This is a genomic window from Rhodanobacter sp. UC4438_H5, from assembly GCF_052978405.1.
The window spans coordinates 2,207,301-2,233,731 of sequence record NZ_CM129672.1 but is presented as its reverse complement, the minus strand read 5'-3'; the positions used below and the strand labels follow the sequence as shown (position 1 = coordinate 2,233,731).

At 68.3% G+C, this 26,431-nt stretch carries 17 protein-coding genes; 6 read left to right on the top strand and 11 right to left on the bottom strand.

Annotated elements, in window-relative coordinates:
• Positions 1–5: 5 nt before the first annotated feature.
• The 5 genes from ACVCL9_RS10560 to ACVCL9_RS10540 all read right to left on the bottom strand — a co-directional run bounded on the left by ACVCL9_RS10560 (position 6) and on the right by ACVCL9_RS10540 (position 5,991).
• Positions 6–1,355: a peptidylprolyl isomerase gene (locus ACVCL9_RS10560; RefSeq protein ID WP_447098163.1), complete on the bottom strand. Its 1,350-nt coding sequence runs from the start codon at positions 1,353–1,355 to the stop codon at positions 6–8.
• Positions 1,356–1,388: 33 nt separating this feature from the next.
• Positions 1,389–3,791, bottom strand: a complete 2,403-nt coding sequence (locus ACVCL9_RS10555; protein WP_447098164.1) for an LPS-assembly protein LptD — start codon at positions 3,789–3,791, stop codon at positions 1,389–1,391.
• A gap of 97 nt (positions 3,792–3,888) precedes the next feature.
• The gene (locus ACVCL9_RS10550) at positions 3,889–4,809 is read right to left on the bottom strand and encodes a histone deacetylase family protein (RefSeq protein ID WP_395120084.1); all 921 of its coding nucleotides are present in this window, start codon (positions 4,807–4,809) and stop codon (positions 3,889–3,891) included.
• A gap of 8 nt (positions 4,810–4,817) precedes the next feature.
• A complete protein-coding gene (locus ACVCL9_RS10545; protein ID WP_395120083.1) occupies positions 4,818–5,390 on the bottom strand; it encodes a cob(I)yrinic acid a,c-diamide adenosyltransferase in 573 nt (190 codons plus the stop codon).
• Between the two features lies 1 nt (position 5,391).
• The gene (locus ACVCL9_RS10540) at positions 5,392–5,991 is read right to left on the bottom strand and encodes a hypothetical protein (RefSeq protein WP_395120082.1); all 600 of its coding nucleotides are present in this window, start codon (positions 5,989–5,991) and stop codon (positions 5,392–5,394) included.
• 99 nt (positions 5,992–6,090) lie between these two features.
• Between ACVCL9_RS10540 and ubiH the strand changes: the two genes are divergently transcribed.
• The 3 genes from ubiH (at position 6,091) to ACVCL9_RS10525 (ending at position 9,393) form a co-directional block, all read left to right on the top strand.
• Positions 6,091–7,314, top strand: a complete 1,224-nt coding sequence (gene ubiH / locus ACVCL9_RS10535) for a 2-octaprenyl-6-methoxyphenyl hydroxylase (RefSeq protein ID WP_447098165.1) — start codon at positions 6,091–6,093, stop codon at positions 7,312–7,314.
• Positions 7,311–8,522, top strand: coding sequence for a UbiH/UbiF/VisC/COQ6 family ubiquinone biosynthesis hydroxylase (locus ACVCL9_RS10530; protein ID WP_447098166.1), 1,212 nt, complete (start codon positions 7,311–7,313; stop codon positions 8,520–8,522). Before ubiH ends, ACVCL9_RS10530 begins: the two co-directional genes overlap by 4 nt.
• Positions 8,523–8,604: 82 nt before the next feature.
• Positions 8,605–9,393 carry a dienelactone hydrolase family protein gene (locus ACVCL9_RS10525; protein WP_395120079.1) on the top strand — a complete coding sequence of 263 codons (789 nt, stop codon included), beginning with the start codon at positions 8,605–8,607 and terminating at the stop codon, positions 9,391–9,393.
• A gap of 10 nt (positions 9,394–9,403) precedes the next feature.
• Here the strand turns inward: ACVCL9_RS10525 and ACVCL9_RS10520 are convergent, their stop codons facing one another.
• From ACVCL9_RS10520 to ACVCL9_RS10495, 6 genes are all read right to left on the bottom strand, one after another.
• Positions 9,404–11,296, bottom strand: coding sequence for a GGDEF domain-containing response regulator (locus tag ACVCL9_RS10520; protein WP_395120078.1), 1,893 nt, complete (start codon positions 11,294–11,296; stop codon positions 9,404–9,406).
• 198 nt (positions 11,297–11,494) lie between these two features.
• A complete protein-coding gene (gene hemE, locus ACVCL9_RS10515; RefSeq protein WP_447098167.1) occupies positions 11,495–12,562 on the bottom strand; it encodes a uroporphyrinogen decarboxylase in 1,068 nt (355 codons plus the stop codon).
• A 21-nt stretch (positions 12,563–12,583) separates the two neighbouring features.
• Positions 12,584–12,844: a WGR domain-containing protein gene (locus tag ACVCL9_RS10510; protein ID WP_395120076.1), complete on the bottom strand. Its 261-nt coding sequence runs from the start codon at positions 12,842–12,844 to the stop codon at positions 12,584–12,586.
• 106 nt (positions 12,845–12,950) lie between these two features.
• The gene (locus ACVCL9_RS10505; RefSeq protein WP_447098168.1) at positions 12,951–16,700 is read right to left on the bottom strand and encodes a translocation/assembly module TamB domain-containing protein; all 3,750 of its coding nucleotides are present in this window, start codon (positions 16,698–16,700) and stop codon (positions 12,951–12,953) included.
• 263 nt (positions 16,701–16,963) lie between these two features.
• Positions 16,964–18,739: an autotransporter assembly complex protein TamA gene (locus ACVCL9_RS10500; RefSeq protein ID WP_447098169.1), complete on the bottom strand. Its 1,776-nt coding sequence runs from the start codon at positions 18,737–18,739 to the stop codon at positions 16,964–16,966.
• Between the two features lie 119 nt (positions 18,740–18,858).
• Complete coding sequence (locus tag ACVCL9_RS10495) at positions 18,859–21,459, bottom strand: glycosyltransferase family 2 protein (protein WP_447098170.1); 2,601 nt, start codon at positions 21,457–21,459, stop codon at positions 18,859–18,861.
• A 614-nt stretch (positions 21,460–22,073) separates the two neighbouring features.
• On the opposite strand from ACVCL9_RS10495, the gene ACVCL9_RS10490 reads away from it, so the two are divergent.
• From ACVCL9_RS10490 to ACVCL9_RS10480, 3 genes are all read left to right on the top strand, one after another.
• Positions 22,074–23,354 carry an HlyD family secretion protein gene (locus ACVCL9_RS10490; protein WP_447098171.1) on the top strand — a complete coding sequence of 427 codons (1,281 nt, stop codon included), beginning with the start codon at positions 22,074–22,076 and terminating at the stop codon, positions 23,352–23,354.
• The gene (locus ACVCL9_RS10485; protein WP_447098172.1) at positions 23,347–25,521 is read left to right on the top strand and encodes a peptidase domain-containing ABC transporter; all 2,175 of its coding nucleotides are present in this window, start codon (positions 23,347–23,349) and stop codon (positions 25,519–25,521) included. Before ACVCL9_RS10490 ends, ACVCL9_RS10485 begins: the two co-directional genes overlap by 8 nt.
• Before the next feature lie 276 nt (positions 25,522–25,797).
• Positions 25,798–25,974 (top strand): hypothetical protein, encoded by a 177-nt coding sequence (locus ACVCL9_RS10480; RefSeq protein WP_447098173.1) that lies wholly within the window; start codon positions 25,798–25,800, stop codon positions 25,972–25,974.
• Positions 25,975–26,431 lie beyond the last annotated feature (457 nt).

Here is a 26,431-nt window from a genome sequence, read left to right as displayed (position 1 = left end):
CGCGCTCAGCTGGCCTGGGGTGCGGCGCCGTCGGCGGGCGCCTGCTCGGGCTCGCGCAGGGACGGCACGAGGATTTCGATGTAGGCGTTGGAACGCAGGTCGCGCAGGTAGTCGTCGTAGACCTGCTCGGCCTTGCGGTTGCCGATGGCCTGGCGCGCCTGGTTGCGCTCGATCTCCACGGTCTGGTCGCTCTGGCGCGTACCCAGGCGCTGCAGCAGATGCCAGCCGGCTTCACTCTGGAACGGCTCGGATACCTGGCCGTCCTTCAGCGAGGCCAGCTTGGCGGCGATCGTCGCGCCCCACGCCGAGGGCTGGAACCAGCCCATGTCGCCGCCGATGTTGGCGGTGGTGTCGTCCTTGGAGAACTCCTTCGCCAGCGCGGCGAAGTCCTCGTGCTTGTCGACGATGCGGTGGTACAGGTCCTGCGCCTTCTGCTGTGCCTGGGCGGAGCTCAGCAGCTCGCTCGGCTTGATCAGGATCTGCCGCGCGTGGTACTCGGTGACGATCTTGCGGTCGCCCTTGCGCTGGTCGACGAGCTTGAGGATGTGGAAGCCGGTCGGGCCGCGCAGGATCTGGCTGACCTGGCCCGGCTTCATCGTGACGACCGTGTCGGCGAACGCCGGTGGAATCTCGTCCATGCGCCGCCAGCCGAGGTCGCCGCCTTCCAGTGCATCGGAAGCGTCGGAGTAGCGGATCGCGGCGGCGCCGAAATCCATGCCGCCCTGGACGGCGGCGGCGGCCTGCTCGGCCTTGGCCTGGCTGGCCTGGATCGCCGCGGCGTCCGCGCCACCGGGGATGCTCACCTGGATGTGCGCCAGGTGCACTTCGCCGGCCTTGTAGGTGGGGCTGTCGAGCAGGTTGTCGATCTCGCTGTCGGTCACCGAGACCGAGCTTTGCACCACGTTCTGGTGCAGCCGCTGCACGGTGATCTGGTCGCTCAGTTCCTTGCGGAATGCGGCGAAGCTGCCGCCCTGCTGCTCGACCGCCGCGCGCAACTGCTCGGGGGTGAGCCGGTTCTGCTGCGCCACCCCCTGGACCGCGCGGTCGACGTCGGCGCTGGACACCGAGATGCCTTGTTCATGCGCGCGCTGCACCTGCAGGCGCATCAGGATCAGCCGGTTCAGCACCTGCCGCGTCACCACGTCCATCGGCGGCAGTTGCCCGCGGCCGGCGTACTGCTGCTGGATCGTGCGCACCGCGTCGTCCAGCTCGCTCTGCAGGATGACGTCGTCGTTGACCACCGCGACGATGCGATCGAGCGACTGGTTCGCCGGTGCGGCCGACTGCAGCAACTGCGCATGGGCAGGCACGGCGATCGCCAAGGCGAGCAGGAGGGATGCAAGGAATTGCTTCATCGAGAAAAAAGCCTGGATCGCCGAGGCGATGGATTATTGATAGCCGAGAATATCACGGCGCAGCAGCGGTTCGATCTGGCCGCCGGTCGAGCCCAGCCCCTTGAATACGATTTCGAACATGATCGCGTTGTCGCGCCGATTGAGGTTGCTTCCGGAAGGTGGCGACGTGGTGCCGTAGTAGGACTGGTTGACGTAATTGCGGTCGACCAGCCGCAGGGTGACGCAACAGCTGTCGTACTCCACGCCAAGCATCGCGTCGACGGTGCCGCTGGGGAGCTTGTAGGTGGTGTCGATCGCCGGGGCAAACGCCCAGGCGCCGAACAACCGCCACCTGTCCGACAGCGGATAGACCGCCGAGGCGCTGTATTGTTCCAGCCGGCCGCGCCGATAGTGGTAGGCGAGGTTGACGATGCCCGCATCGCCGAGGCGGCGCTGCAGACCGAACGTGGCCGCCTCCACGGCGCGGCTGTTCGGGCTCCACTGCCAGGAACTGTTCACCCGCCAGCGGTCGTTCAATTGCAGGTCGAGCTGGGCCACGTAGGCCGAGCCGGTCCAGTCGGTGCCCAGCACGCGTTGCCGGCTGAGGTAGCGGATCTGGCCGATGCTGGCCGACAGCCGCTCGACGCCATCGTCGTCCAGCAGGCGCGTGGTCAGCGCCGCGGTGACGTTGTTCGCGTCCATCTGGCGGTCGGCGCCGGAGAACTGGTTGGTCGAGAACAGTTGCCAGTAGTCGAACGACATCAGGTTGGTGTCGAACAGCGGCAGGTTGTCCTGGTCGCGGTACGGCACGTAGAGGTAGTACAGGCGCGGTTCCAGCGTCTGCGTGTAGTGCGTGCCGAACAGCGAGGTGCTGCGGTCGAACATCAATCCCGAGTCGAGGCTGACGATCGGCAGCGAGCGGGTCGGCGACTGCTCGGTGAATGGCGACACTGCCGTGCCGCTGAGCCGCCCGAATCGCCCGTAGTCCTGGTAGCCGTCGCTGAGCTGGTAGGCGGTGTAGCGCCAGGCCAGGCGCGGCCGCACGAACCACGCGGCACTGCCGAAATCGGCCGCGAGGTAGGGGTAAAGGTCCTCGCGCTGTCCCTCGACGTAGCCGGGCTTGCGGAACATCACCGCGCTGGTGTCCACGCCGGCCTGCAGCCAGCGCGACAGCGGCACTTCCGCGCTGAACAGTGCATACGGCAGCTGCCGGTAAGGCAGCGCGGAGTCGGTCGCGAACGGGTTGGTGTTCTGGTAGGTGGTGGCGCCGAAGGAGGCGTCCCACCACTTGCCGCCGCCGCTGATCGCCGCACCGGAGCGCAGGCTGTACACCGGGCTGTGCGACATCGCATTGCCGTAGTCGTACAGGTAGCTGGCGTCGGATACGTGGTTGTACGTCCCGGTGAAGCGCCAGCCGTCCCACAGGGCGGTGCGGTCGGAGAAGGACACCAGGTGGCGCGACTTGCCGGTGGTGTCGGCCAGGCCGTCGCTCTTGCCGCGGTCCTCGGGCACGTACTCCACGTTGAGCTGCCCGCTGCTGCCGGGCACCAGGTAGCGGAACTCGCCCGCCAGCAGCGGGCCGCGGCGGCTGTAGTAGCGCGGGTCCAGCGTGGCGTCGTAGTTCGGCGCCAGGTTGAAGTAGTAGGGCGTGCTGAGCTGGAAACCCGCGCGGCTGGTGTTGCCCAGCGTGGGGTAGAGGAAGCCGCTCTTGCGCCGGTCGTCGGTGGGGAAAGTGAAGTACGGCAGGTACAGGAACGGCACCTTGCCGATGCGCATGGTGGCATCGCGCGCCACGCCCACGCCGCTGGCCTTGTCGATGCTGATCGACTTGGCGCGGAACTCCCACACGTGGTGGCCGACATCGCAGGTGGAATACGTGGCCATGGAATAGCGGGTGCGCTCGGCATCCAGCATGTGTCCCTGGCGCGCCACGCCATTGCCGCGCGATTCCAGCATCTGGTAGCGCACGTCGTCGGCCACACCGCGGCTGGCATTGGTGTTGCCGCGCAGGTGCGAGGCGGCGAGCAGTTGCCCGGCCTCCTGGTAACGCACGTTGCCGCGCGCATCGTAGTCGGTGGTCGAGTCGTTGTAGTCGAGCGTATCGGCCTGCAGCTGCTGGTCGGCGCGCTGCAGCAGCACGTCGCCGGAGAGGTGGTAGACCGACTGGTCGGAGCTGTCCACGTGCTGCGCGGTGACGTGCGCCGGTGCGGTCGCGCGCTGGCTGCTGTCCCGGCTCAGCGTCGGATCGTAGAACTCCAGCAGCGCGTTGGGCCGGCACATCGCGTAGTTGAGCGGGCGCGGTGCGCAGTGGAACGAACCCAGCGGGCAACTCTGGTCGGCCGGGTCCGGCGCCTTGCGTGCCGCCGGGGCGGCGGAGGCGGCGGGAAGCTGGCCGCCGAAGAGCGCCAGCGCGGCGGCGACTGCCAGCAGGCGACGTGGAGGAAACGTTGATGTCACGATGGAACCTGCCGACCTCGAAGGCTGGTCAAGTTAGCAGAAACGCCCCCTCCGATGCGTCCGCGCGTTCAGCGCGGGCTTGGCTGCGGGCGCCGATTCACTCCATCAGGGCCTGCACGTGGGCGGCGGCGCTGGCGGCCAGGGCGGCGAGGTCGTAGCCGCCTTCGAGGGTGGAGACGATGCGCCCCTCGGCATGGCGGCGGGCCAGCGCGACCAGCCGCTCGGTGAGCCAGGCGTAGTCTTCCTCGCTCAGCCGGATGTCGGCCAGGGGGTCGTTGGCGTGGGCGTCGAAGCCGGCCGAGATCAGCAGCAATTGCGGCCGGAACGCGTGCAGGCGCGGCAGCAGCACGGCATCCCACAGTTCGCGGAATTCATGCGAGCCGGCGCCGGGCGACAACACGCCGTTGACGATGTTGCCGCAGCCGCGCTCGTCCTCGTGGCCGCTGTCCGGGTACAGCGGCGACTGGTGGCTGGAGGCGAACAGCACGCGCGGCTCGCGTTCGAAGATGTCCTGCGTGCCGTTGCCGTGGTGCACGTCGAAATCGGCGATGGCGACCCGCTTGAGCCCGTGCGCGGCCAGCGCGTGGGCGGCGCCCACCGCGACGTTGTCGAACAGGCAGAAGCCCATCGCCCGCTCGCGCGTGGCGTGGTGGCCGGGCGGGCGCACCGCGCAGAAAGCGCGTTGCGCGCTGCCGCCGAGCACCGCATCGACCGCCGCCACCACGGCGCCCGCGGCGTGCAGGGCCGCCTCGGTCGAGCCGGGGCCCATCACGGTGTCCTGGTCCAGCGCCAGCATTTCGCCCGCCGGCGCGCCGAGCAGGACTTCGCCGATGTGTCCCGCGTCGTGCACGCGCAGCAGCTGTTCGCGGGTGGCCGGCGGTGCCTCGACACGGTCGAGCGCGGCGTAGCGGTCGTGATCCAGCGCCTGCAATACCGCATGCAGTCGCGCCGGCCGTTCCACGTGGCCCGGCCCCGGATCGTGCCGCAGGCAGGCGGAATGGGTGTACAGCCGCAGCATGCGGCAGCTCAGGCGGAGGGTTTGGGCTTGGGGCGGCGCTCGTGCTGCCACAGCACTTCGCCATGGCCGCTGGCGCGCGCCAGCACCCGCGAGATCACGAACAACAGGTCCGACAGCCGGTTGAGGTAGCGCTGCGGCTGGGTGCGGATATCCTCCACCCGCGCCAGCGCGATCACCTCGCGCTCGGCGCGGCGGCACACGGTGCGCGCCAGGTGGCCGCAGGCCGCGGCCATGCCGCCACCGGGCAGGATGAACTCCTTCAGCGGCGGCAGCGGCTCGTTGAGCCGGTCGAGGATGTGCTCGAGCCGTTCGATGTCGCTGTCGTTGACCATCGCCATACCGGGGATGCACAGCTCGCCGCCGAGGTCGAACAGGTCATGCTGCACCTGGGTCAGTACCTCGCGCACCTCGTCGGTGACGCCATCGGCGGCCAGCAGCATGCCGATCGTGCTGTTGAGCTCGTCGACCGTGCCGTAGGCGTTGACCCGCGGCGAATCCTTGCCGACGCGCGAGCCGTCGCCGAGGCCAGTCGACCCATCGTCGCCGGTGCGCGTGTAGATCCGCGAGAGGCGGTTGCCCACGTCAGTGCCTGGCGTGGTTGCTGCGCGGCGCGGCGTGCGTCAGCTGGGTTGCCAGCGCATGCAGCAGCGCACCCAGCCCCACGTAGACGGCGGTGCCGGTGAGGAACGGCAGGTACCAGTCGCCAAGGTTGCCGAACCACGCACCGAGGCTGCGCGGCGCGGGAACGCTGGCGCTGAGCCAGTAGAAGCTGCCGTTGGAGATCAGGTAGCAGACGCCCTCGGCCACCAGCAGCGTGCCGGCCGCGAGGCCCAGCGTACGCAGGTTCAGGCCCTGCTGGTGTTTCGCCAGCCAGCTGCCACCCAGCCACAGCGCACCGTAGGACGGCAGCAGGAACCAGTAGGCCGGGGACACGCAGTAATGGCTCCAGAAGTCGATGCCCTGGCCGCTGATCACGAGGTAATCCACCAGCACGGCTTCCGCCATCAGCAGCGGGAAGGCCCAGCGGCCCTGGCCGCGCAACCAGAAGCCGGCGAGGAAAAACACGCCCCACGAAGCGTCCCACAACGCATGATGCAGCAGCGAGGGGTGGAAGCGGGTGACGCCCATCACCAGGGCCAGGCCCAGGAAGATGACCAGGCGTCGGGTCGTTGAGGTTGCCATGGGAACTCCGTGCGGCGCTGCGGGATACAGGCGTGCAAGTTTAGCCCAATGCGGCCGGCCCGATGCGTCGGTGCGGCGTCGACGCGTATCATCCGTGGCATGAATCCCTCCGGCTCCCCTGTTTGCGGCAGCGTATTGATCGTCGGTGGCGGCCTGGTCGGTGCCAGCCTGGCGATCGCACTGGACGCGGCCGGTGTCGCCGCCACCCTGGTCGAGACCGCCGCGCCGCGCGCCGATGCGCAGCCCAGCTACGACGAGCGCAACCTCGCGCTGGCCAGGGCCACCGTCAACGGGCTCGACGCGATCGGCGTATGGCAGCACGCTGCCGCCCGCGCCACGCCGATCCGGCACATCCGGGTCAGCCGTGCCGGTGAATTCGGCAGCGCGCGCATCGACGCAGACAAGCAAGGCGTCGACGCGCTGGGCTGGACCCTGCCGGCGCGCGAACTCGGCGCGGCCCTGCTGCGCCGGCTCGACGCCTGTACCCGGCTGACCCGGCTCGCCCCCGCCACGCTGTCCGCGCTCGAACCGCTGGCTGGCGGTTGGCGCGCGCAGGTCAACACCGCCGACGGCACACGCCACATCGACACGCCGCTGCTGGTCGGCGCCGACGGCACCGGCTCGTTCGTGCGCACGCAACTGGGCATCGACGCCGAGCACCACGATTATCGGCAGACCCTGTTCGTCTGCACCGTCACCCCCGAGCGCGATCACGCCAGCCGCGCCTTCGAGCGTTTTTCCGATGCCGGTCCGATCGCCTTGCTGCCGCTGGCCGAACGCCGCTGCGGGCTGGTGTTGACGGTGGCCGCGGACGAAGCGGCTGCGGTGGCCGCACTGGATGACGCCGCCTTCATCGAGCTGGCGCAGCAACGCTTCGGCTGGCGCCTGGGGCGACTGAGCCGACCGGGCAGGCGCCATCCCTACGCGATCCACCGCGTCGCGGCGGCGCAATTGATCGCATCGCGCGCGGTGCTGATCGGCAATGCCGCGCAAACCGTGCATCCGATCGGCGCGCAAGGCTTCAACCTGGGCTTGCGCGATGCGCTGACCCTGGCCGAGCTGGTGGCCGCGCAGGCCGATCCCGGCGACGCGGACATGCTCGCCCGCTATGCAGCACGCCGCGCGCCGGATCGCGAAGGCACCATGGCGATGAGCCACGGCCTCGTGCAACTGGCCTGCCTGCGGCAACCGTTGCTGGCACCGCTGCGCTCGCTGGCCTTGCTGGCCTGCGACCGGTTGCCGCCGCTGCAGCGGGCGCTGGCGCGGCGCGGCATGGGCTTTCGCGGTACGCCGCCGCGCGCCGTGCTGGAGCGGGTGCCATGAACGCCGCCATCGGCGAGGTCGCCCCGCGCCGCCGCGCCGCGGCACTCGACGTGGCCGTGGTCGGCGGCGGCATGGTCGGCGCGGCGGCTGCACTCGCGCTGGCCCGCGCGGGTTTCAGCGTCGCCCTGCTGGAAGCACGGGCGCCGCGGCCGTGGTGCGCAGATGCCGAGGTGGACCTGCGCGTGGTCGGGCTGGCGCCCTCGTCGATCGCGCTGCTGGATGACATGGACGTCTGGACGTCCATCCGCCAGGCGCGTGCCTCGGCCTACCGGCGCATGCATGTGTGGGACGACGCCAGCGGCGCGTCGATCGACTTCGATGCCGCTGCGGAAGGTCGCGACCTGCTCGGCTGCATCGTCGAGAACAGCCTCGTGCAATGGACGCTGTGGCAGGCGCTGGAAACAGCTGGTGTCCGCCGGCTGTGTCCGGCCGAAGTGACGGCTTTCGAGGCGCGCGACGATCGCATCCAGTTGCAACTGGCCGATGGCGCGACGCTGCCTGCTGCCGTGCTGGTGGCCGCCGACGGCGCCGGCTCGCCGCTGCGCCAGCTGGCCGGCATCGGCACGCGCGGGCGCGATTACGCGCAGCGTGCGGTGGTGGCGCATGTAGACACCGAGCGCGCGCATGAAGATACGGCGTGGCAGCGCTTCCTGCCGGGCGGCCCGCTCGCCCTGTTGCCGCTGGCCGACGGGCGCAGCTCGATCGTGTGGTCGCTGCCCGAGGCCGAGGCGCAGCGCGTGCTGGCGCTGGACGACCGGCGCTTCTGCGACGAGCTCGGCGCCGCCAGCGATTTCCGCCTGGGCCGGATTACCGGCAGCACGGCGCGCGCCGCGTTTCCGTTGAAGCTGCAACTGGCCGAGCGTTACCAGGCCGAGCGCTTCGTGCTGCTGGGCGACGCCGCGCATGCGGTGCATCCGCTGGCCGGGCAGGGCGTCAACCTGGGCCTGCGCGACGTGGCCGAGCTGCGCGACACCCTGGTCCAGGCGCGTGCGGCAGGCCGCGACATCGGCGCTGAACACGTGCTGCGTCGCTATGCGCGGCGCCGGCGCAGCGCCGACACGCTGGATGCGCTCGGCTTCGACGCGCTCGCGCGCATCTACGCCTGGCAGTCGCCGCCGCTGGTCGCCGCGCGCGCCGTCGGCGTGCGCTTGCTCGATCGGCTGGCGCCGTTGAAGCGGCGCCTGTCGGATCACGCCGCAGGACTTTAGATCTTTGCCCTCGCCTGCGACCGAAGGAGGTTCCTCGGGAACGCGCAGGGGAGGGCAGCGTAACGCCACCGGAGGATCGACCATGCGCATCGCCCGACTCTGCTGTCTGCTGTTGCTTGCCGGATCAAGCCTCGCCGTCCAGGCGAAGATGGTGCATCGCCCGGTCGAATGGACGCAGGACGGCACCCGTTTCCACAGCGTGCTGGTCTACGACGACGCCACGCTGGTCAAACGCCCCGGCCTGGTGATGGTGCCGAACTGGTACGGCGTGAACGACGCGGCCGTGAAGAAGGCCGAGATGATCGCCGGCAAGGATTACGTGATCCTGCTCACCGACATGTACGGTGCGGACGTGCGCCCGACCACGAATGCGCAGGCGCAGGCCGCGGTGAAGCCGCTGTATGGCGATCGCGCGCTGATGCGCAAGCGGATCGGCGTGGCGCTGGAGCAATTGAAGGCACAGGTCGCCGGCGCGCCGCTCGATCCCGCGAAGCTGGCGGCGATCGGTTTCTGTTTCGGCGGCTCGGCGGTGCTCGACCTGGCGCGCAGCGGCGCTGACGTGGCGGCGGTGGTGTCGTTCCACGGCGGGCTGGCCACCGACGATCCGATGCTGGCCAAACACATCAAGGCGCGCGTGCTGGCGATGAACGGCGCCGACGACAAGGGCACCATGCCGGACGCAGGCAAGTTCATGGACGAGATGCGCATGAGCCCCGCCGATTGGCAGTTCGTGGTGCTCGGCCACGCGGTGCACTGCTTCACCGAGGTCGGCGAGAACTCGCCCGGCTGCCGCTACGACGCCGCGGCCGCGGCGCGCAGCTACCGGCTGATGCACGACTGGCTGGATCACGCGTTCGCCGGCACGCCCTGAGGCGTCGCGCTCAGCCTTCCAGGTAAAGCTTGCCGTCCTCGTAGCGGCAGGTGCGGTTGCGACCCTTCTTCTTGGCCGCGTAAAGCGCCTTGTCGGCGGCGTTGACCAGGGCGCCGGGGTCGGCCATGCCGTCCTCGCGCGCGGCCAGGCCGATACTGATCGTCACGCCCAGTTGCTGGTCCTCGACGGCCACCCGCAGGCCGGCCACCGCCTTGCGCAGGCGCTCGGCCGCGTGCAATGAGGAGGACAAGTCGGCATTGCGGCAGATCACCAGGAACTCCTCGCCGCCCATGCGGCACACGGCGTCCTCCTTGCGCGCGGAGCGGCGGATGGTGCGGGCCACTTCGAGCAGCACCTGGTCGCCTACCGCGTGGCCGTGGGTGTCGTTGACCTCCTTGAAGCGGTCGATGTCGATCATCATCATCGTCACCGGATCGCCGGAGCGTTCGGCCATGCTCCACGCCTGGGCCAGCGACTCCATCCCCGCGCGCCGGTTCTGCAGGCCGGTGAGCTGGTCGATCAGGGCGTAGTGCTGCAGCTTGCGGTTGCTCATCGCCAGTTCGGCGGAGAACCGCTTGAGCTGCGCGCGGTCGTGCTCCCACTGGTTGAGCAGCTTCACGTACTGGCGCGCCGCGCCCATCCGCAACGGCAACATGCGGGCGGCCTGGGCCGGGCTCACGCAATCGTTGATCTGCGCCTCGGTGGCCAGGCGGATTTCGGTTTCGGACGTCACGCTGGCCAGCACGATCAGGTAGATCGACTGGCCCCACGGCGTGGCGCGCAGCGCGCGGCACAGCGCCCAGCCGTCCAGCCCGGGCATGCGCGAGTCGGCGATCACCACCTGCGGCATCAGCTGCACGGCCAGCGCGAGGCCTTCCTCGCCGCTTCCGGCCGAGTGCACCACCTGATCGGGCATGCCGCCGAGGATCTCCGCCAGCATCGCGCGCACCGGCGCCGCGCTGGCCACCCACAGCACGCGCGAGACCTCCACGGCGGGCGCGTTGTCAGCGGCGGCGGCCGGGGTGGCGACGAGGTCGGTGAAGGCCGACACGTTGTCGTCGGGAACTTGCAGCACCGCGCTCCAGTCGTGCCATTGCGCATGCACCTGGTCGAGCAGGATGCCGAGTTCGCCGGCGTCCAGGCCGATCTTGCCGCCCAGCAGCATCAGCTCGCCGATGTGCTGGGTACGCTGCTCGTCCGGCGCCAGGCTCAGGTCGGCCAGCCGCCTGGCCAGGTGGAACAGCCGGGTGAGCTGGTACGGACGCGAGCCCTCGGCGAAGCTGGCCGACTCGACGTTTTCGTGGAAGAACACCGGCTCGGCCAGTGCCCGCGGGATGCCGCAGTCTTCGAGGATCACCGCGGTGAGTTCGTTGTGGTCGACGTGCAGCAGTTGCCGCTCGGCCTCCACCGTGGTCTCGCCGCCGCGTTGCAGCAGCTGCGCGTATTCCTCGGGGTACAGCGTGGCCAGCGCCAGCTGCCCGATGCGGGCGAGCAGGCCACAGGCGAACAGCTCATCCGGCGACGCGAGCCGCACCCGCTTGCCGAGCTCCTGCATGGCCACCGCCATCAGCAGCGAGTGCGACCAGAAGCGCGGGTAGTCGAAGCTCTTGCAGGCGCCGCTGCGGTACTGGTCGACCAGCGAGAAACCCATCGCCAGCTGGCGCACGGCGGCCAGGCCGAGGCGAATGATCGCCTCGGGGATGCTGGCCAGCGGGCGGCCGCCGATGCTGGCGGCGTTGGCCATGTGCAGCAGGCGCCCGCTGGTGACCGGGTCGCTCTGCACCAGGCGGCTGATTTCCTCCAGCGTCGCGTCGTCGCGGCGACTGATCTGCATGATCGCCAGCGCCACACCCTTCGGGCTGGGCAGGCCGCCGTTGATTCGCAGTTGTTCGATGGCCTTCATGCAGCTGCTCGTTGGGTCGATGACGCACACGGTACGCGGGATGCGGGCGGATGTGCGACTGCCGCGCATCTCATGCCGGGCCGCGAGGCATTCGGCCTGCCGCAGGCCGCGGCCTGGCTGCTCGCACCGGGGTCCATGCCACTGGGGTATCGGCGTCGCGTCGCCGATCTTGAGTGCCGCGCGCGCGCCGGTCCTCGATCAGGCGCGCAGCGTGCGCCCGTAGGCGTGCACCTCGTCCACCAGCACCTTGACGTGCTCGGGATCGACCTCCGGGGTGATGCCGTGGCCGAGGTTGAACACGTGGCCGGGGTGGTTGCCGTAGCTGTCCATCACCGCGCGGGCCTCGCGGCGGATCACCGCCGGGCTGGCGCGCAGGATCGCCGGATCGAGGTTGCCTTGCAGCGCCGCGCGGCCCGCCACGGCGGCACGCGCGTCGGCCAGGTCGACCGTCCAGTCCACGCCAAGCGCCGCGCAGCCGCTGTCGGCCAGCGCCGCCAACTGGCCATGGGCGCCCTTGGAGAACAGGATCACCGGCAGTTCGCGCGAAGCGGCGTGCTCTTTCAGCGCGGCCACGATCCGCGTCATGTAGCGCAGCGAGAACTCGCGGAACGGCGCCGGGCCGAGCAGGCCGCCCCAGGTGTCGAAGATCATCAGCGCCTGCGCGCCGGCCGTGGCCTGGGCGAGCAGGTAGGCGGTCACCGCCTGGGCCAGCGTGTCGAGCAGCTGGTGGGCGAGTTTCGGCTCGTTCCAGCACAGCGTCTTGAGCGTGGCGAAATCGCGCGAGCCGTGGCCCTCGACCATGTAGCAGGCCAGCGTCCACGGGCTGCCGGAAAAACCGATCAACGGCACGCGGCCGTGCAGTTCGCGGCGGATCAGCCGCACCGCGTCCATCACATAGCGCAGTTCGCCATCCATGTCCGGCACGGCGAGCCGGGTGATGTCCGCCGCGGTGCGGACGGGGCGCGCGAACTGCGGGCCTTCGCCGTGCGCAAACGAGAGGCCGAGGCCCATCGCGTCGGGAATGGTGAGGATGTCGGAAAACAGGATCGCCGCGTCGAGGTCGAAACGCCGCAGCGGTTGCAGGGTCACTTCGCAGGCGTATTCCGGGTTCTGCGCCAGGCCCATGAAGCTGCCGGCGCGCTCGCGGGTGGCGCGGTACTCGGGCAGGTAGCGGCCCGCCTGGCGCATCACCCAGATCGGCGTGGTGTCGGTGGGCTCGCGGCGCAGCGCGCGCAGGAAGCGGTCGTTGTTCAGGGCATCGGGCATGGCAATCAACGGTGAGGGATTTCAGCGCCCGTACGGGCCTTCCTGGCCCTGGGCGAACATCAGGCGGAAGCCGCGCTTGAGCTGCGCGTCGCGGGTCTTCTCGAACGCGGCAATGGCCGCGTCGCGTTCCAGGAACTGCTCGCGCTTCATGGTGGCGCGCCCGCCCTGGGTGCCCGACTCGCGGTACAGCGTCCAGCCGCCGAGCAGATCCTGCTCCAGCGTGATCTGGACATAGCGCGGCGTGTCGGTACTGCCGGGCACGGATTGCAGGTAGAGGCGCATGGTTTTCCGAAACGGTGCGGACGTGATTGCCGCAGCACCCGCCATTCTAGCGGGCCGGGCCAGGGCCGTCTGCCGCCGCAGCAATCCGTCGGCGGCCGCGGCGGCCCTATCTTTCGAGCCGGTAGTTGAGGCTGGCGCGGCTGAACTCGGTGGCCTGCTGCGCCTCCAGGTTCCAGCGCTTGCTCAGCCGATAGCGCAGGGTGATCACCTCGCCCGGCTCGAACAGGCCCACGCCGTAGCTGAGATAAAGCCGCGGCGAAAGATACTTGCCGACGGTGAACGCCGAACTGCCGCCGAGCGCCTCGTTGCTGGACACGCCGATGTCGTCCAGCCCCAGCTGCGAGCCGATCCGCTTGGCGAGCAGGTCGCCCGCGGCCGAACCCAGCGCCTGCGCCGCGGCGCTGACCATGCTGCCTTCGCCACCCTTGACCTCGGACAGCGGCTTGCCGGTGATCAGGTACGACAGCGCGTCGGACTGCTCCATCACCGGGTTGGAGAACACGGTGAGGATCGGCCGCTGCGCGGTGCCGGAGACGTACAGGCCCACTTCCTGGCCCTCGTCGATGGTGGCGTTGGGGTTGAGCTTGCGCACCGCACGGATGTTCAGGCCGGGGTTGTCGATCGGCGTGCTGGCGAACAGCAGCTGGCCGCGCTGGATCTGCAGGTCCTGTCCGTACGCGCGGTAGGTGCCGTTCACCGCGATCTGGCCCTGGCCGATGGTGGCGCGGCCAGGCTTTTCGATCACCGTCAGCACGCCGCTGAGGCGGCCGTCCAGGCCCATGCCGGTGACGTGGGTCTGCTCGCCCAGGTTGACCTTGACCATCGCGTTCAACGGCGTGCCGCTGGCGGCGCCCTGCGCCTGCCGGGCGTCCACCACCACCACGTCGGGCGAGGCGACGCTGGCGCCGGCGCCGGGCAGCTTGTCCACGTTCACCCGTGCACGGTCGAGGCTCACCGCGCCGGTGATGTCGATGCCGTTGGCGCCTTGCTGCACGAGCAGGTTGGGCGAGAGCACCACGCTGGCCGCAGGGATGTCCACCGCGGTGAACTGGCTGCCCTTGATGGTGAGTCGCGTGGGCTGGGCGCCGTCGAGGCTGGCGCTGCCGTCCACCGCGACACTGCCCTTGCCCGACTGCACGCTGCCGCGGATCTGCAACTGCTGTCCGTCGAACGTGGTCACGTGGAGTTGTCCCTGCGCGAGGGTCAGCCCGGCGGCGGGAATCTCCGCGGTGAAATCGCCCAGCTCGGCCTGGCCCGTCAACAGCGGTTGCGCCAGGCTGCCGGCGAACTGGAAGCGGCCGTCGGCGCGGCCCTTCACGTTGGCCAGTTCGTGGCTGAGCAACTCGACGAAGGCGAGGTTGCCCAGGTGCAATTCCAGCTGGCCGCTCAGCGCCTGTTGCGCGCCGGCGATGCCGAGCTGACCGTCGATGCGGCCGCCATCGTTCAGCGCGGCATGCAGGTCGATCTGCTGGCGCTGCGGCGTGAGGTCGGCGTCGAGCTGCAGGCGGTCGTAGCGCAGCAGCGGCGCGCGCGTGTCGTCGGTGTAGCTGATCGCGCCGTGCGCCGAGCCGATCGACGCCCGGCCGCTCAGCGCGCCGGCTGCGCTGCGGTGGATCTTGCCGCTGCCCTCGATGTCGCCGTCGGCGCGCAGCGGCAGGTCGGCTTCGCCGGTGGCGTTCAACAGCAGCGCCAGCGGCAGGGCCTGCAGCCGATAGCTGGCGTCGAGGTTGCCGGCCTTGTCGCGGCGCGCGCTGGCGCACAGCAGTGGGTCGCCCGCGGTGAGGCACAGGTCGGCAAGCTGCATCGCGCCATCGTCGTAGCCGAGCTGGGTGGCATGCTGCAGACGCCACGGCGGCAGGCCCTGGGGTTCCAGATTCAGCGTCGACAGCGTGCCGCTCCAGCGCGAACCGGCGAGCGCGCCGTGCAGGTCGAGCGTGCCGGACAGCTGGCTGCCGCGCGCCTGCACTTCGAGCCGATGGTTGGAATCGCTGCCTTCGGCCAGCGCGTGGATATCCTGGAATGTCAGCCCCTGCACGGTAGTGTCATCCAGTTGCAGGTCCAGCTTGCCGGCCACGCGGCTGATGTCCGGCAGCCCCACGATCAGGCGCAGGCGCCGTGCGCGCTGCTGCTGCCAGGCCAACGCCTCTCCGTGCAGCTGGCCGTTGATGCCGAGCTTCGGCAGCTTGCCCTGGATTCGCAAATGGCCGTCCAGACGGCCGCTGGCATCGGGCAGCCAGTCGCCGAGCGAGGCGATCGCCAGTTGCAGTTCGGCGTCGTTGCTGGCGCCGGGCCGCGCGGTCAGTTGCAGCGAGCTGGGACCGGAGGCCAGTTCCAGCCGACCGTCCAGCACCCGCTGCGGCGACAGGTGCAGCTTGCCGTGGCCGCTGACCGCGCGCTTGCGCAGGTTGCCGGCGAGCTTGCGGATGTCCAGCGTGGCGTCGAGTCCGTCGGCCGTGCGCCGGCCCTGGCTGGCGATGTCGGCATCGAGCGCGCCGTCCCAGTGCGCCAGCAACTGGCCAGGGTCGAAGGCCTCGGCGCGGACCTCGGCCTGCCACGCCAGCCCCGGTTGCAAGGTCAGCTCGGCGTGCGCCTGGAGCCGGCCCTTGGCTTGTTTCAGGTCGAGCGTGCGCACCTGCAAGCGCTGCGGCGTGCCGTCCAGTTCCAACGCCAGCTGCGCCAGCTTGCCGGGCGGACCCAGCGCGAGATTGCCTTGCACGCGGTACGCGTCGACGCTGCCCGTGGCCTTGAGCTGGCCGTGGCTGGCCAACTCCCGACCAGCCAGCTCGGCCGGCAGTTGCAGGTCGGTCCAGCCGATCTGCAGGTTGGCGGCGAGTGGCTTGGCGTCCAGCTGCACGGTGCCGCTCGCTTCCACGTTGCCCTTGAAGCGCGGCGAGCCGAGCCGGAGTCGTTCGAGCGTGAGCGTGTGGTAGTCGGGGTCGAACCGCGCGCGCAGCGGTTGCAGCAGCACGCGGTACTGGTTCAGGTCGAGCTGGCCTTCGAGCGTGCCGCCGTGGCGGTTGCCGTGCCCCGCGAGCGAGAACGCCAGCGATTGCAGCGAGCCTTCGCCGAGCAGCGGCGCGGGGTCGAAACGCGGCGCCTCGAGCGTGCCGCTCCAGCCGAATTCGCCAGCCTGGGCGAGTTCGGCGTGCAGCTTCATCGGCGCCGGTGCGGTGAGCGCGCCATCCAGCGTGGCCCGCCTGCCGTCGCTGTGGATCGAGAGCGTGCCGGCGACATCGGTGTCGCCGGCTTTCCACGCAAAGCCCAGCGTGCCGTTGCCTTGATAACTCTTGCCGAAGACCAGCTCGCCGGCGAGATCGGCATGGCCGTCCGGTGCGCGCAGCGCGAGCTGGCGCAGCGCGATGCCGCGGTCGGTCCAGCGCCCGGCCAGGTCGAGCCGATCGGCGGCAAACACGTCCTTGCCCGCCTGCGTCACCTTGATCGGGCCGACGTGCACGCGATCCAGGATCAGCTCCACCGGCAGATGCAGCGACAGGCTGCCGGAGCTTGCGCTTTCATCGGTGCTGGCGGCGGGCAACGCCACCGTGACGCGCTCCACGTCGAGCGCGGTCAGGTGCACGCGCTTGCCCAGCAGCGACCAGAAGCGCAAGTCCAGCCGCACCGTGGCCAGATCCACCACGGTGCCGTGGCCGTCGTCGTAGCGCACGCCGGAAAGTTGCAGCGGCCCGGCCAGCCGCCCCTGCGCCTGCTGCACCTGCAACGTGCCGCCACTCAAGGATTGCGCACGCGCCAGGGCGAACCGCAGGCCCGGAGCGGTGCCGAGCAGCCACCACGACGCCAGCGTCGCCACCAGCAGCAGCGCGACAGCGGCGACGGCAATGCGCTTGATCCACTTCATGCCGTCAGCCTGCTCCGCTTGCCGTTTACGCGGATGGAATTTCCACTGCCGTTCGCCCTGAGCGTAGCGAAGCGCACGCGGGGAGGGGCCATGGATGGCCGCTGCTTTGGGGAGCGAGGAAGTCGAAGGGCAGTCTTCCGCGGGGCGCCCTTCGACTTCGGCCTTTCAGGCCTGCGCTCAGGGAGAGCGGTGGTGGGTGAGGTGTTTGTGGTGAGCGTCATGTTCAATAGTCAATAGTTCAGCCTTTCCCGAATCCCGGCTGCTCACAGATCCGGCCCGATCACCACGTGCAACTCGATGCCGTGATGGTCCGAATCGTGGATCGGCGTGCCGAGGTCGAGCCGGACCATGCCCACCGGCGAGCGCCAGCGCAGGCCCAGGCCGGCGCCGATCTTCGGGCGGAAATCGGTGCCGGTGTAGGCGTTGCCGGCGTCGACGAAGGCGGCCATGCCCCAGTTGCGGGTGAAGTAGTGCTCCACCTCGGTACCGGCCACCAGCAGGTTGCGTCCGCCGATGACGCGGTCGTAGCTGTTGCGCGGGCCGATCGACTGGTAGCCGTAGCCGCGCACGGAGCGGTCGCCGCCGGCGAAGAAACGCAGTTGCGGCGGCAGCGCGGCGAAGTCGTCGGTGCGGGTGATGCCGGCGCTGCCGCGCAGGATCAGCCGGTTGCGCTGTTTCGCTCCGAACGCGCGGATCCACTTGGCGTCGGCGCTGACCTGATTGAAGCTCGCGTCGGAGAGCAGGCTGCCGGCGGTGCTGCGCGCGGCCAGGGTCAGCGACCAGCCGCGGTGCACGAAGGCGGGGTTGTCGGCCTGCTTGCGGGTCAGCGAGGCTTCGGCGAACACCTCGGTGCTGCGGCCGTGCTCGATGCCCGGCGTGTTGTCCGGTTCGCGCCCGCGCTTGCCCACGGTGAAGGTGCCGGCCAGCGCATGCACGCCCAGCGTGCGCGTCCAGCCGTGCCACTGGCGCGTTTCGTTGCCGACCAGCTCCAGCGTCCGCGATTGCGAGGTGTCGGTGTCGGCGTCGCGGAAATTCGCGCCGACGTTGTAGCTGCGCTGGTCCGGGCCGGGCAGCGGGATGGTGTACATGGTCGAGAGCGTTTTCAGCCGCTGCGCCACCACCAGTTCGTTCTTCCACTTGTGCCCGCGCCGGTTGACCCAGCGCCGCTCGATGCCGCCGCGCACGCCGAAGCCGGTATCGGTGCCGATGAACGGGCCGCCGGTGTAGATCGTGCGCTTGGCCGGGGCCAACTGCACGGTGACGTCGACGACGCCGTGCTTCGCCTCGTCGACGTCGGGCAGCACGTTGACCACGGCAAAATAGTCCGCGCCGTTCAAGGCCTGCTGCAGGGTCAGCAACTGGTCCTGTGAAAAATAGTCGCCGGACTGGAACGGAACGTAGCGGTCGAGGAAGCCCTCGTTGAATTGCGAGCCCTCGAAGTGCACCTGGCCGTAGCGATAGCGCGGGCCGACTTCCCACCCCAGCTTGACCACCGCGCGCCGCTCGCCGCGGTTCACCTCCACCCGGTGGGTGAGCAGGCGGGCGTCGAGGTAGCCGTTGGCGGTCAGCTGCGCGCTCATGGCGTCGCGCGCCTCCTCGTAGGCTTCGTGGTTCAGCGTCTTGCCGGCGAGCCGCTCGATCGCGCGGCGCGCGCGGCGGATCGGCGCGATCCTGCCCGCGGCATCATCGAGCTGCAGTTCGACCTTGGCCACCTTGACCGGCTCGCCGGGCGTCACATGCACGTCCACCCGCCAGTCCGCACCGACCTGCCTGAGCTCGCCGGTGACGCTGGCGTCGTAGTAGCCGTAGGGCTGCAGCGCCGCGCGCACCTGCTCCGGCACGCGCTGGTACAGGCGCGCGGCCTGCGCGGCGGTGACCTCGCGTTTGGCGTACTGCGACAGCTCCAGGCGGTCGATCACCGCCGCCTTCAGCGGATCTTCCACGCCGTCCACGTGCAGCGCGACGCCCGCGTGCGCCAGCGAAGCCAGCGCAAGCAACGGCAACAACAGCAGGCTCAGGCGTCGGCGGCATCGGCGCATGCGCGAAGGGCGTCCTTGGACGGGATGACAGGTCGCCGCAGCTTACCCAAATGGGCGTAGGGCTCGCATGAATGCCGGCAGGTGGCTTCGGTGCCCGGGCCTGCGGGCCACGCTGGATTTCAACCGGCCTTGTCGCCCGATCGATGCGCGATCCACGCACCGGTCACCGCCGACACGTAGGGGATCGACTGCGCGGCGAGGATGATCATCCACAACGTGCCCTCGATGTAACGCGTGCCGAACGCCTCGGCCATGCCGGCGATGCACAGCATCAGCGCCAGCGCCATCAGCAACTCCTCGCGCACCGGCGCGAACGCGGCGAAGTTGCTGCCGCCCAGGCGGCGGCTCTTGGCGGTGACCACGAACGAGGTCTTCTCGCGGGTCAGTCCGTGCAGGATGCCGCGGGCGATCGCGTGGGAGAGGCCCATGCTGGCCAGCGAGGCCATCAGCGTGTCGCGCCAGCTGCAGGGCACGCGGGCGCGGTACAGCACGATGCCGAAGATCGCCTTGGCGAAGAAGAAGCCGATCACCGGGATCAGGAACAGCTGCATCGGCAGGCTGAAGTACTGCGGAAAGGCGACCATGCCGGCGGTCCAGAACAGCGCCATCAGGGTGAAGATCAGATGCAGCGCGTCGGCGAACCAGCTGAACCAGCCGGTGAGGAAGTGGAAGCGCTGGCCGGCCGAGAGCGGGCCCTTCTGCGTCATCCAGTGCCAGCGGCCCTTGAGGATCTGCATCGCGCCGAAGGCCCAGCGGTAGCGCTGGCTCTTGTACGCCTTGAAGTCGGCCGGGGTCAGGCCCTTGCCCATCAGTTCGTCGACGTAGACCAGGTCGTAACCGGCATGCATCAGGCGCAGGCCCAATTCCGCATCCTCGCAGATGGTCCACTCCGACCAGCCGCCGGTGCCTTCCAGCGCGCTGCGCCGAACCATCGTCATGGTGCCGTGCTGGATGATCGCGTTGCGCTCGTTGCGGTGGTGCATGCCGATGCGGAAGAAGCCGTCGTACTCCCACGCGGTCATGCGGCGGAACGTATTCTGCTCGAACTCGCGGTGCGCCTGCGGGCACTGCACCACGGCGACCTTGGGGTCGTGGAAGTAGCCGGTGAGCGTGGACAGCCAGTCGGCGCGCACCTCGTAGTCGGCGTCGATCACCGCCACCACGTCGGCCTCGGGCGCGGTTTCCTTCAGGCCGAAGTTCAGTGCGCCGGCCTTGTAGCCTGGCCACGGCGCCAGGTGGAAGAAGCGGAAGCGCTTGCCGAGCTTTTCGCAGTACGCCTGCACCGGCTGCCACACCGCCGGGTCCTTGGTGTTGTTGTCGATCACCAGCACTTCGTAGTTCTGGTAATCCAGCGCGGCCAGCGAATCGAGCGTGACGATCACCATCTCCGGCGGCTCGTTGTAGCAGGCCAGGTGGATCGACACGAACGGCTGCTGGTCCGGATGATCCGGCGTCAGCATGCCGGCGTGGCGCATCCACTTCGGCCGCCACAGCACCTCGGTGAACTCGAAGCCGTTGATCAGCAGGATCGCCAGGATCGCGATCTGCGCCGGGAACAGCAGCGTGAGCATGGTCCAGTCGACCCAGCTCAGGTAGAAATTGAAAGGCAGCGTCGCCGCCCACACGATCAGTCCGCAGGCGAGCTGGATCAGCGCGCAGAAGAAGAACTTTCCGACCAGCTTGAAGCGGCTGAAGCGGCGCGCAAACAGGATCATCGGCAGCAATGCCAGCAGGCTCGCCGCCAGCGCCTTCCACGGCCAGGCGGTGTCCTCCACCACCGGCCCGGTCAATGGGAACTTCAGTTGGCGGTCGGCGTTGAAGATGCCCCAGTACGCGCCGGTGCGGCCTTCGCCGAGGTTCTCCTTCCACGGCTGGTCGAACGCTTCGAGCAGGTAGTACTCGATGTGCGCGGCCTTGGCCCGGTTCATCCAGTCGCGGACGAAGATCGCCTCGTTGGAGGTCGACGGGTCGGCGTATTCGTGGCGGTCGCCGTTCGACGGCCAGCCGATCTCGCCCACCACCACCGGCTTGCCGGGGAATCGCTGCACGATCGACTCGTACGCGCCATAGGCCGCGTCCACCGCGTTGTGGCGCACCACGCCGTTCCAGAACGGAAACAGGTGGATGGTGATGTAGTCCACGTGCTGCGCCAGCTCGGGGTACTTCAGCCAGATGTAGTCCGGCTCGGCGATCGACACGGGCTGGCGCACCGCCGCGCGCACGCGGTCGAGGTAGGCCATCATCTGTTCCGGCGTGAGGTCGTTGCGGAACAGCACCTCGTTGCCCACGATCACGCGGGTGATCGTGTCCGGGTAGGCGCGCGCCTTGGCGATCAGCAGCTCGATCTCGCGTTCGTTGTTCTCCAGCCGTTTGTCGATCTCCGCGCCGGCCATCACCTTCAACCCCTGCTGCTGTGCCAGCCGGTACACCTGCGGGTTCTGCTGCATGGTGTAGGTGCGGATGTGGTCGGTGTAGCGGTGCAGCAGCTTGAGGTCGGCGCCGAGCTCCTCGTCGCTCGGGTAGCTCTGCTTGAACGGGCTCTGGTAGCGCTGGAAGAACGACACCGCGAAGCCGCTGATCTTGCCGTGCCAGTCGTCCGGCCCGTGCGGGTAGTTGCCCCCCCACCACAGCGCGATGTTCAGCGCCGCCGCCAGCAGGGCCAACACGATGGCGGTGAACAGCGGATACCGGCTGTTGGAGTTGGCTGCGGTGGCGCTCAAAAAAATCCCCGGCGGAGCCTGCGCAACAGGCGGTGGAGCCTGCGGAGCTTAACCAATGCGGGGCCTCCGGCTCAATCGAACCGCCCGGCGCCGGTCAGCGCCAGGTCAGGGCCGATGGCCGTGGCGGCGGATCCGCGGCGGGTCGCGGCAGGAGATCTGGGCGACCATGTGCTCACCGATTGACCGGCGGGGCGGCGGAATGCGTTGACACGATTGTCGGGAAAGGGTTCGCCGTCAGTCCCGCAAATGCCCCTGTCGTCAATCCGCAGATTGAAAGCATCTCGCGGGAATGGCTTCGCCGAGGGAGATTCCCCGCGGCGATGTTGGCAAATCCGCCTTGCAACCCGTGCACGCTGAACGAAAGTTCCTGCTGATTCGCTGAGCGTTCGGCTGCACCTGGGCGCCCAGCCGATCCATCGCATTCCAGTCGGCACAACGGATGGCGCGTAGAGGCGACTTTTTGCCTGCGCACGCACGATTTTGCGATGCGTCGCGACTGAGAAAATTTCCTATGGACACCTGCTGGCGAGCTGAGAATCCTGAAATAGGCGGTGTGCGACAAGCGCCCCGCTGAACGCTTCAGGGAGCCACATCGAGCCAGCGGGGAATCGGGTTTGTCGCAGGGATTGTTCCGACAGGAAGTCATCGAGGCGAAGCGCGGTGAGTGGCTGGGCTCGATCATCGTCGCCACGCCGCTGTCTCGTTGGGCGCTCACCACGCTGGCGCTGATCCTGGCCGCGGCGATCATGCTGTTTCTCCTGCTCGGTCATTACACCCGCCGCGAAACCGTCACTGGCCAACTGGTGCCCAACAGTGGCGTGCTCACGGTCGCAGCACCCGGCGTGGGCACGGTGACGCGCCTGCTTGTTCGCGGCGGCCAACACGTTGAGGCCGGCGACGCGCTACTTGAGCTGTCCAGCAAGCAGGACAGCACGGCACTCGGCGATACCCACACCCTGGTGGCGCAACAACTCGACATCCAGCGCGCGCGTCTGCGCAGCGACCTCGCCAACCAGAATCAACTCGCCACGCAGCAGGCGGATGCCCTGCGCGCCAAGGTCGTGCTTCTGCAAGCGCAGCTCAAGCAGATCGATGGGCAATTGGCGCTGCAGCAACAGCAGGTCAGCAGCAACCAGCAGTTGCTGGCGCGGATCAAGCCACTCGGCGTCAAGGGCTACGTCTCGGCGGTGCAGATCCAGCAGCAGACCACTGCTGTGCTTAATGCGCAGGCGCAGTACAAGCAGTTGCGACGCCAGCAACTCGAGGCGCGCCAGCAACTGGACAGCGCCGACCAGCAACTGGCGCAGCTGCCGCTGGATGAGGCGACCAAACGCAACGACACCGAGCGCCAGTTGGCTGCGCTCACCCAGTCCATAGCGCAGAACGAGCAGCAGCGCGCGATCGTCTTGCATGCGCCGCGCGCTGGCGTGGTCTCCACCGTGCTGCTGAAGCCCGGGCAGATGGTCAGTGCCGGCCAGCCGCTGTTGTCGATCCTGCCGGCCGGTTCGCTGATGCAGGCACAGTTGCTGGTGCCCAGCCGCGCCATCGGCTTCATCGAGCCGGGCAGCCGCGTGGTGATGCGCTATCAGGCGTTCGCCTACCAGAAGTTCGGCCAGCAGTACGGCCACGTCACCGACATCTCGCGCAGCGCGCTGAGCCCCGCCGACGTGGCGACACTCATCGGCGAGCGGCCGCAGACCGCGCAGCCGATGTATCGCGTGCAGGTGGCGCTGGACAGCCAGCACGTGCTGGCCTACGGCAAGCCCGAACCGGTCAGGCCCGGCATGGCGCTGGAGGCCGACATCCTGATCGATCGTCGCCGCCTGATCGAGTGGGTGTTCGAGCCGCTGTACGGCATGGCGCATCATCTGGCGGGAGGGTCCGCGCATGGCTGATGGCGGCCAGCAGGCACGCTCAAAGGAGCGTTCGCGCGGCTATCGTGTCGCCTTGCAGTTCGGCTGGCGCCGGGCGCTGCCGATGATGCTGCAGACCGAAGCCGCCGAATGCGGCGTGGCTTGCCTGGCGATGGTCGCGCGCTTCCACGGCCACGACGTCGACCTGGTCGGCCTGCGCCGGCGCTTCTCCACTTCGCTCAAGGGCGCCACCCTGGCGCGGGTGATGGCGATGGCTGGCCAGCTCGGCCTCACCTGCCGCCCGCTGAAACTGGAGCTGGAAGAGCTGGCGCAGCTCAAGACCCCGTGCGTGCTGCACTGGGACCTCAATCACTTCGTGGTGCTCAAGCGCGTGGGCAAGCGCAGCGTGGTGATCCACGACCCGGCATGTGGCATCCGCAAGCTGAGCCTGCGCGAGGTGTCTGCGCATTTCACCGGTGTGGCGTTGGAGCTGAGCCCGGCCGCCGACTTTGCGCCGGTCGTCGAGCGCCAGGCGGTGTCCCTGCGTGCGTTGACCGGCACCGTCCGCGGCCTGCTGCCCGCGCTGGGGCAGATCCTGCTGCTGGCGCTGGCGCTGGAGGTGTTCGCGCTGGTCGGCCCGTTCTACATGCAATGGGTGCTCGACCAGGTGCTGGTCTCCGCCGATCGCGACCTGCTGACCCTGCTCGGCCTGGGCTTCATCGGCGTGGCGATCTTCTCGGCGATCATCACGGCGGCGCGTTCGTGGGCGGTCACCTGGTTGGGTGCCACGCTCAACGTGCAGTGGGCCAGCAACCTGTTCAACCACCTGATGCACCTGCCGCTGGATTGGTTCGAAAAGCGCCACGTGGGCGACGTGGTGTCGCGCTTCGGCTCGATCCAGACGATCCAGCGCACGCTCACCACGCAGTTCATCGGCTCGCTGCTGGACGGCGTGATGTCGCTGGTGACCCTGGTGGTGATGGCGTTCTACAGCCTCGGGCTCACCGCGCTCGTCGTCGGCCTGTTCGCCGCGTACGGCCTGCTGCGCTGGGCCTTCTTCAACCCGCTGCGCCGGGCCAACGAGGAGCAGATCGTCTACGGCGCCCGCCAGCAGAGCGAGCTTCTGGAATCCATCCGCGGCGCCATGCCGATCAAGCTGGCCAACAAGCAGGACGAGCGGCTGGGCCGCTACGCCAACGCCACGGTGGAAACCGCCAACCGCGGCATTGGCATCCAGCGCCTTGGCATCGCCTTCACGCTCGGCAACCAGCTGATGTTCGGCATCGGCCGCGTGGCAATGATCTGGATCGCCGCCGTGCTGGCGCTGGATGGCAAGTTCTCCGCCGGCATGCTGATCGCCTTCATCGCCTACGCCGACCAGTTCACCAGCCGCGCGGCCGGACTGATCGACAAGTGGGTGGACTTCAGCATGCTCAAGCTGCATGCCGAACGCGTGGCGGATATCGCCCTCACCGCACCGGAGAAGGCCGCCGATGCCGGGTGGACCGGACCAGTCCCCGAGGCCAGCATCGAGCTGCGCAACGTGAGCTTCCGCTACGCCGATGGCGAGCCGTGGATTCTCAAGGACTGCAACCTGCGCATCGAAGCGGGTGAGTCCGTCGCCATCGTCGGCCCAAGCGGCTGCGGCAAGAGCACCCTGGCCAAGATCGTGCTGGGCCTGCTGCAACCCACCGAAGGCGAAGTCCGCTTCGGCGGCATCGACATCCGCAAGCTGGGCCTGGACACCTATCGCCAGTGGATCGGCGCGGTGATGCAGGACGACCAGCTGTTCGCCGGCTCCATCGCCGACAACATCAGCTTCTTCGACCCCGATGCCACACCCGTGCGGATCGAGGCCGCCGCGCGGCTCGCGGCCATTCACGACGACATCGTAGCCATGCCGATGGGATATCAGAGCCTGGTGGGGGATATGGGTTCCAGTCTGTCGGGTGGGCAGAAGCAGCGGGTGATCCTGGCAAGGGCACTGTATCGGCGGTCGAAGCTGCTGGTGCTGGATGAGGCGACCAGTCATTTGGATGTAGCGCGTGAGCGCCAGATCAATGCCGCTGTGCAGCGGCTGTGTATCACGCGCATCGTGATTGCGCATCGACCGGAGACGGCCGCTAGTGCGCGGCGAGCGCTATCCGTTGCACACGGCGCGGTGCAAAATATTTCGTTACGTCCGCATGGAGTGGATGTAGCGGAGTAGCCGAGGCCAAGACGGCATCGTATTCTTGGTTCAAAAAGGGAGCTATGTGATGTACTGTTTATCTAATATCAATACCGAATTTGTTGTGGGTGGGATCGCACCCGTCAACACGACTCCGCCTGGGCTGGATGCAGAGCAAACGGAAGCAGCAGAAAAAGCTCAAGCGGAGCTTGTTAGCGGACTGGTCGACTTTGCAGTTGGATTGTGGGATGGTCTCACTAAGTGAAGGCGTAACTCTATCAAAAACTCTGTCCAAATTTGACGGGAGTATATGAAATGTTGGAACTTTCACAGGCGGATATCGTGAATGTCTGCGGCGGCGACGTTGTGGATAAATCAGATCCACTTTATAAAGTTGGTCACGCAATAGGTGAGACTATAAAGGCGGTCGGTGAAGTTGCTGCAGTGGCGGCACTGGCTATTGCAGCATTTGCAACCGGTGAAGCGTCCTAAGCTGGCCTTGTGATAAGGGGGCCTTGTTCCGCCCTGTTCGGGCAGAACAAGGCTTTTGCCGTTTGTCAAAATGACCGTGCGAGCCCATCTCGATACCTGATTAGTGTCGAACATCAGTTGCCATTTCACCGTTCGCCCTGAGTGTAGGTGCGTAGCGCCGAAGTCGAAGGATGTCGGACGTCGGGATTTCGACTTCGCTTGCTGATGCAAGCTACGTTTAGCATGAAAGGGTATTTCCGAATCGGGGTTTGACACTAATCAGGTATCGAGAATTTGATCGATATCAAGAAGCCTAAATTACCTCATTGTACGAGTAACCAAGTCATGATAGCTAGCAAAAAAAATCTATACGCAGAGGTCTGCCTTCTTGTTCTTGGCGGATTCTATCTGTGTTACCACGGTGCGGCGGCATTATTCCACATGATCGAGAGTGTATCTAGTATGCCACTAGATTCAG

What these genes read in the sequence shown, in the direction of transcription:
- ACVCL9_RS10560 (WP_447098163.1), bottom strand. Translation starts at nt 1,355, where the DNA reads ATGAAGCAATTCCTTGCATCCCTCCTGCTCGCCTTGGCGATCGCCGTG.
- ACVCL9_RS10550 (WP_395120084.1), bottom strand. Translation starts at nt 4,809, where the DNA reads ATGCTGCGGCTGTACACCCATTCCGCCTGCCTGCGGCACGATCCGGGG.
- ACVCL9_RS10540 (WP_395120082.1), bottom strand. Translation starts at nt 5,991, where the DNA reads ATGGCAACCTCAACGACCCGACGCCTGGTCATCTTCCTGGGCCTGGCC.
- ubiH (WP_447098165.1), top strand. Translation starts at nt 6,091, where the DNA reads ATGAATCCCTCCGGCTCCCCTGTTTGCGGCAGCGTATTGATCGTCGGT.
- ACVCL9_RS10530 (WP_447098166.1), top strand. Translation starts at nt 7,311, where the DNA reads ATGAACGCCGCCATCGGCGAGGTCGCCCCGCGCCGCCGCGCCGCGGCA.
- ACVCL9_RS10525 (WP_395120079.1), top strand. Translation starts at nt 8,605, where the DNA reads ATGCGCATCGCCCGACTCTGCTGTCTGCTGTTGCTTGCCGGATCAAGC.
- ACVCL9_RS10520 (WP_395120078.1), bottom strand. Translation starts at nt 11,296, where the DNA reads ATGAAGGCCATCGAACAACTGCGAATCAACGGCGGCCTGCCCAGCCCG.
- hemE (WP_447098167.1), bottom strand. Translation starts at nt 12,562, where the DNA reads ATGCCCGATGCCCTGAACAACGACCGCTTCCTGCGCGCGCTGCGCCGC.
- ACVCL9_RS10510 (WP_395120076.1), bottom strand. Translation starts at nt 12,844, where the DNA reads ATGCGCCTCTACCTGCAATCCGTGCCCGGCAGTACCGACACGCCGCGC.
- ACVCL9_RS10505 (WP_447098168.1), bottom strand. Translation starts at nt 16,700, where the DNA reads ATGAAGTGGATCAAGCGCATTGCCGTCGCCGCTGTCGCGCTGCTGCTG.
- ACVCL9_RS10500 (WP_447098169.1), bottom strand. Translation starts at nt 18,739, where the DNA reads ATGCGCCGATGCCGCCGACGCCTGAGCCTGCTGTTGTTGCCGTTGCTT.
- ACVCL9_RS10485 (WP_447098172.1), top strand. Translation starts at nt 23,347, where the DNA reads ATGGCTGATGGCGGCCAGCAGGCACGCTCAAAGGAGCGTTCGCGCGGC.
- ACVCL9_RS10480 (WP_447098173.1), top strand. Translation starts at nt 25,798, where the DNA reads ATGTTGGAACTTTCACAGGCGGATATCGTGAATGTCTGCGGCGGCGAC.